Raw genomic sequence first — 5,158 nt, forward strand, 5'->3', positions numbered from 1 at the left:
GGTTGGGAGCAGGCCGGGGCGGGCATCATCCCTCAAACAATCTCAGCTCTACCAAGGTAGCGTTTAATTTTTGGCTATTCCATCCTGTGAAATTGTGGCTGGGAGTCTGTTGTTTTTATTGGGAAAAAATCTGAAAAAAATACTGGATCTTGCCTACAACCACCTGCACGGCCAGTGTTCTAATTTTCCTCACACGTTAAAGGATAGCGCTCGCGCTATAAGTCTCTTTGTATCCACAAATTTATCGAGGAATAAGAACATGATTTTCTTTAAAACATTGCAACACATCATCAAATCTGTCGTAACCCTGATGAGAATCAACTCACTACTGAAAGAGTATTTCAATATCGACATCGTTAAGCTCATTGAAGAACTTTTGGAAAAGCTGTAGCCCTTCACACTCCACTCATAGAACACAAGGTATTACCTAGTATATACTAGGTAATACCTATCGATCACAGAGACAAAAATCATGAACGCAGCACGCCCTGTTTCCGTCAAACTCGACCCGGAAATAAAAGCCAGAATTGACCTGTTAGCCCAGGCTCGTCAGCGCTCTACGCACTGGATGATGCGAGAAGCCATTCAGCAATACGTTGAGCGAGAAGAAAAACAGGAAGCCTATCGACAAGCCGGTATGCAAGCCTGGAATGACTATCAGGCTACTGGCCAACATGTCACGATGGAAGAAGCCGATGACTGGCTGGCTAAGCTTGAAGCAGGTGACGACGTGGAGCCGCCTGAATGCCACGTTTAATCTGGTCTGACTCTGCACTGAAAGATGTCCAACGTCTTTACCGGTTCTTAGCCCATAATAATATTCCGGCCGCGAAAAAAGCCGTTAAAACCATACGCCAGACCGTAAAAATCATATCCAGGCAACCGGAAGCCGGTCGTCCAGTTGAAGGGATGAACCCGGAATTCAGAGAATGGCTGATCGATTTTGGCAGTAGCGGTTACGTCGCGCTCTACCGATATGATGGCGATATCGCTCTGATCCTGGCCGTAAAACACCAGAAAGAAGTCGGTTACTAGAGCCAAACCTGAATTGGAGCCCGCCTGATGGCGGAACAGATGCAAAAAACCGATATACCGGAAGACACGGCTGAAACCAGCACCGTACCGGAAGAATAGATTAATTAATCATACCTAGACATTAGAAAACAACATTCTGTTTATAAACTATTGAAGCCTATGAAAAGAAAGTACTATTTAGATCAAATATTAAAACTGTTAGCACAACTATCAAAAGAAGTTGAAATTAAATCCTCTATCAATTTAACTGACTTAAATATATATTCAGAAAACTTTTATAGAGATTTGTTTAACTTATCTTTTGGCTGGAACCTTAAGAATATCAACTTAACCCATCATAATGCGGCTGCTATTGATTTAGCAGATGATGAAAATAGAATTGCCATACAAGTTACTTCAACTTCATCTTTAAATAAAGTAAGAAGCACCGTAGAAAAATTTATCAAGAGCGAGCTATATGAAAAATATGACCGACTTATAATCATCAATATCTCAAAAAAACAAATATATAGAACACTTGAAATAGGAGACCCATCCAAACATATATTAAATACAAAAAAAGACATACTTGATTATAGAGACATAGCAAAAAGTATAAATGATAGAGACACTTCTGAACTATCTGACATATATGACTTTCTGTCCAATGAAATAAATGTCGTAGAGGTCTGCAACTCTATATCATCAGACGATCCTTATAAAGAAAACATAATAAGACATAGAAATGAGGTCAGTAAATATTTTGAAAATATAAATTATTTCAAATATTACACATCAGAAGAAGACAACAGCATCATATTCAAGGGATACGCATGTGCAGAGATCATACTATCAGATACTGTATCTTGCATCTCCTTTAACAACCCCACCAGATCGAGAACATTGGTATCAAACCATTTATATTCAGACAGAGTATACATAGACTTCCTCCAGTACTTAGATGATTTTGTTAGGTTATGTGATCATGATGAGTCTATAGAGCGCTTCACTTTTGAGTATTCTTCGGATGATTTTTTATATACTTTTAGAGAAACCAACAAAGCCATTTATCCTGCTTCATACCAAATTAAGGAAGATGGTATTTATAGTGATGAAGACGAGCTCATAGCACCAAGTATGGAAAAAGTATTAAATTCACTTGTTAATAAATTAAAGAATCTAAAAAACAAATATAAATAAAATATCACTTTCTACTTAATACTCATTTTTCAAATCTTAAACTTTCTCTCCGGATATAATCCGCCAACGTACTCGGCGCACACTCCACTATCTTAGCGATCTGGCGGATGCTGACTTCCTTCTTCAGCAAGTCTTCTATCTGTTTCCGTTTGGGATCCAGCTTGTACTGGTTGGCCGGGCCTGTCGGCCCGCCCAGGATCTTGCCATCTTTCTTCCTGGCGGCCAGTGCCTCCTTAGTCCTCATAGAGATCATTTCCCGCTCGATCTCTGCCGCCATGCCTAACACAGTGGCCGTTACCCTGGATTGAATCGAGCCATCAAACACCATGTTTTGCTTGGTGATATGAGCGTGTACGCCTTTTTCAGTGCAATGTTCCAGCACTTCTAAGACCTGGAGAGTAGAACGGGCAATCCGGGAGATCTCGCTAAACACCACCACATCACCGGCTTGGGCCTCATCGAGCAGTTGGCCAAGGCGACGTTCCCGCCATTTCTTCTTTCCTGGGGCGGTGTCTTCGACAAATTGCAGGTTGGTTAGACTGCGCTGATTGCAGTACTCAAGGATACCGTGGCGTTGGTTATCAACGTCCTGTCGGGTGGTGGATACTCGCAGGTAGGCAAACACGGACATAGTTCTGATCTCCATTCAAAACAGTATTGTTTTAGTTCTAAAATAGTTTTGATTTGATACTGTTAATAGCTCAATACTTATAAAACCACTTTTACAGTATGGGTATAGACTTTGAGTCTGAGCAAGGGATATGCCGCTGTAATCTCTACAAATTGACGGTCGAACTATGAGGGATTGACGGTGTGTGATCGTTAGGGTTTTCCCCTGGGAAAGTTGCTGGTGAAATCTGCTTTCTAGGCGCCCGATCAGGGTAGGGTTGAGGCCAACTATATACAAATTGACGGTCGAACTATGAGAGATTGACGGTGTGTAATAGTTGAGCTTTTCCTTGGGGAAAGTAGCTCAGTTATGGCCGCTTCCCCTTTTTAATACTTTTATACCTTTTAAAACCTTTTAGGATGGGAATTTACCTTATAAATCATTATGTTACAGGTTTAAATATGAGAGATTGACGGCTAACTATGAGAAAATGACGGTTAAATATGAGGAATTGACCACTAACTATGAGTTATTGACGAATAATTATGAGATTAATATTATACTCATAATTAAAGAGGTAAGTGGTCATGGAACTCCAGGTTGTTAAATCTAATCACATCATCAATGCATCCTACCGTCTCAGCGTACTTGAGCAACGGATCATTCTGACCTGTATGTCTAAGGTCCCCCGTCATGAGGTGATTACGGACCAGACCCTGTATTCCATTTCAGCGGCGGAACTGGTGGAGATGACTGGGGGCGATATCAAGACCGCTTACAGGGATCTTAAGGTGGCCTCTAAGCGGCTGTTTGACCGCTCTGTGACGCTCTACAAGGAACCTGATGGAAGTCAGAGGCATCCATCTAAGATGCTGACCCGTTGGTGTCAGAGCGTGAACTACATCGATGCAGAGGGTCGGGTAGAGTTGCGATTCGGCACCGATATCATCCCTTATATCAATATGCTGTCGGAACAGTTCACCCGTTATGCGCTGTCGGCGGTGATCAATATGTCCAACTCCTACGCGATTAGAATCTATGAGCACTTTGCTCAGTGGCGGGGCACCAAGCAAGAGATCACTATTACGGTCGATGAGTTGAAGTCGGTGCTGCAGATCGAAGACAAATACCCCCTGTTTGCGGATCTGAAACGGTGGGTGATTGAGAAGGCCATTCAGGAGATCAACGAAGCGACCGACCTCAAAGCCTCCTACACGACCCGGAAGACGGGCCGTAAGGTGAGCCATATCATTTTCAAATTCCGGGAGAAGCCCAAGCCTAAGTCAGAAAAAACGAAAACACTGACGAAAGCTCAGGCGGAAAAGCTGGCTAGGCCGGGTGAGAGTTACACCCAGCTTTATGCGAGATTGAAGGCTGAGGGGTATAGGGTTAGGATTAAAACCTAATTTTACTATTAAAGCTCGTTTATGTTATTTAGTAAATCATCAATGTTTGAAGCATTAACTTGAATTCTAGAAAAGAGGTGATCTAGCACAGGTATATATTCATATGTTTTCAACAAAATCTGACCTTCTTCATTAATTATAGTAAAATAAGACTTCTCCCTCCATTCATAATTATCTTCATCAAAGTAGTGTTTAAATCCACCTAAAAAAACAGAATAATTATTACCATTTATAGTAGTCGAATAATATTGAGATATATCTCCCTCTGCGCTTTTGGCGATAGAAGCAGGAGGATTAGATACACTCCATTTTATTTTCCCATCTAATGTTTTTTCATTTAAACTCGTAATCAACTCTAAAACCTTTTTATCAACTGCCATACTAATCCCATTTCGAATTATTTTTAATGTTTGTCATTTCTTGAATAAAGAGACCTAGACTTGTATATAAAGCCCATGCCTCTTTTTGACTAATATCAGTGTTTTTTTTAAAAAACCATCTTTTTGGAATTATCTTTCTTTTATAATCTTTTATTTCATTTTTATATTTTGAGTTTGATGAAAACTCTAAATCATCTAAGATCGCTACTGATTTTTTAAAATCAAGCAATATATCATATTTATCATCATCCCAGCCCTCCATGTTAATGGATATATTTTTTGATATTTTTTCAAGTTCTTTGATGTTTTTAGGGACCCTAGCCTTTAATAAGAATAATTTCCTTATTTTATTAGCATGGTAAAGTAGAAATATAGATATCACCGTACCTAATATTGATGCCCATGATCCAATATCTCCAAGTACCATAACTATCACGCTTCCTTTGCTAACTTCGAAATAGCATGACGGATCGTAGATAACATCGACCGATCCAACTCAGCGGCCAGAGCCTCCAACTGCTCATACTCCGCCTGATTCATCGGCAGGG

The 5,158-nt window shown here is 40.4% G+C and carries 8 protein-coding genes; 5 read left to right on the forward strand and 3 right to left on the reverse strand.

Translation table 11 applies throughout. The features are described from left to right. Positions 1–259 precede the first annotated feature (259 nt). From H579_RS29930 to H579_RS28115, 4 genes are all read left to right on the forward strand, one after another. A complete protein-coding gene (locus H579_RS29930) occupies positions 260–391 on the forward strand; it encodes a hypothetical protein (RefSeq protein WP_281167069.1) in 132 nt (43 codons plus the stop codon). Between the two features lie 81 nt (positions 392–472). Continuing rightward, a complete protein-coding gene (locus tag H579_RS0118245) occupies positions 473–757 on the forward strand; it encodes a CopG family ribbon-helix-helix protein (protein ID WP_028301864.1) in 285 nt (94 codons plus the stop codon). Beyond that, positions 745–1,035, forward strand: coding sequence for a type II toxin-antitoxin system RelE/ParE family toxin (locus H579_RS0118250; RefSeq protein WP_028301865.1), 291 nt, complete (start codon positions 745–747; stop codon positions 1,033–1,035). Before H579_RS0118245 ends, H579_RS0118250 begins: the two co-directional genes overlap by 13 nt. A 159-nt stretch (positions 1,036–1,194) precedes the next feature. After that, a complete protein-coding gene (locus tag H579_RS28115) occupies positions 1,195–2,214 on the forward strand; it encodes an SMEK domain-containing protein (protein WP_051227869.1) in 1,020 nt (339 codons plus the stop codon). A gap of 22 nt (positions 2,215–2,236) precedes the next feature. Here the strand turns inward: H579_RS28115 and H579_RS0118260 are convergent, their stop codons facing one another. Beyond that, entirely contained in the window at positions 2,237–2,845 is a 609-nt protein-coding gene (locus H579_RS0118260; RefSeq protein WP_028301866.1) for a recombinase family protein, read from the reverse strand. Positions 2,846–3,411: 566 nt separating this feature from the next. Here H579_RS0118260 and H579_RS26445 point away from each other — a divergent pair. Beyond that, entirely contained in the window at positions 3,412–4,230 is an 819-nt protein-coding gene (locus tag H579_RS26445; protein ID WP_036566712.1) for a RepB family plasmid replication initiator protein, read from the forward strand. An 8-nt stretch (positions 4,231–4,238) separates the two neighbouring features. On the opposite strand, the gene H579_RS26450 is transcribed toward H579_RS26445, so the two are convergent. Together H579_RS26450 and H579_RS0118275 are read right to left on the reverse strand one after the other, a co-directional pair. After that, entirely contained in the window at positions 4,239–4,610 is a 372-nt protein-coding gene (locus tag H579_RS26450) for a hypothetical protein (RefSeq protein WP_036566715.1), read from the reverse strand. A 1-nt stretch (position 4,611) separates the two neighbouring features. Next, positions 4,612–5,037 carry a hypothetical protein gene (locus H579_RS0118275; RefSeq protein WP_028301867.1) on the reverse strand — a complete coding sequence of 142 codons (426 nt, stop codon included), beginning with the start codon at positions 5,035–5,037 and terminating at the stop codon, positions 4,612–4,614. Positions 5,038–5,158: the final 121 nt, after the last annotated feature.

This window comes from Oceanospirillum beijerinckii DSM 7166 (assembly GCF_000422425.1).
Lineage (GTDB): Bacteria > Pseudomonadota > Gammaproteobacteria > Pseudomonadales > Halomonadaceae > Oceanospirillum > Oceanospirillum beijerinckii.

Coding starts and splice junctions, on each gene's coding strand:
- H579_RS29930 (WP_281167069.1), top strand. CDS start 260: ATGATTTTCTTTAAAACATTGCAACACATCATCAAATCTGTCGTAACC.
- H579_RS0118245 (WP_028301864.1), top strand. CDS start 473: ATGAACGCAGCACGCCCTGTTTCCGTCAAACTCGACCCGGAAATAAAA.
- H579_RS0118250 (WP_028301865.1), top strand. CDS start 745: ATGCCACGTTTAATCTGGTCTGACTCTGCACTGAAAGATGTCCAACGT.
- H579_RS28115 (WP_051227869.1), top strand. CDS start 1,195: ATGAAAAGAAAGTACTATTTAGATCAAATATTAAAACTGTTAGCACAA.
- H579_RS0118260 (WP_028301866.1), bottom strand. CDS start 2,845: ATGTCCGTGTTTGCCTACCTGCGAGTATCCACCACCCGACAGGACGTT.
- H579_RS26445 (WP_036566712.1), top strand. CDS start 3,412: ATGGAACTCCAGGTTGTTAAATCTAATCACATCATCAATGCATCCTAC.
- H579_RS26450 (WP_036566715.1), bottom strand. CDS start 4,610: ATGGCAGTTGATAAAAAGGTTTTAGAGTTGATTACGAGTTTAAATGAA.
- H579_RS0118275 (WP_028301867.1), bottom strand. CDS start 5,037: ATGGTACTTGGAGATATTGGATCATGGGCATCAATATTAGGTACGGTG.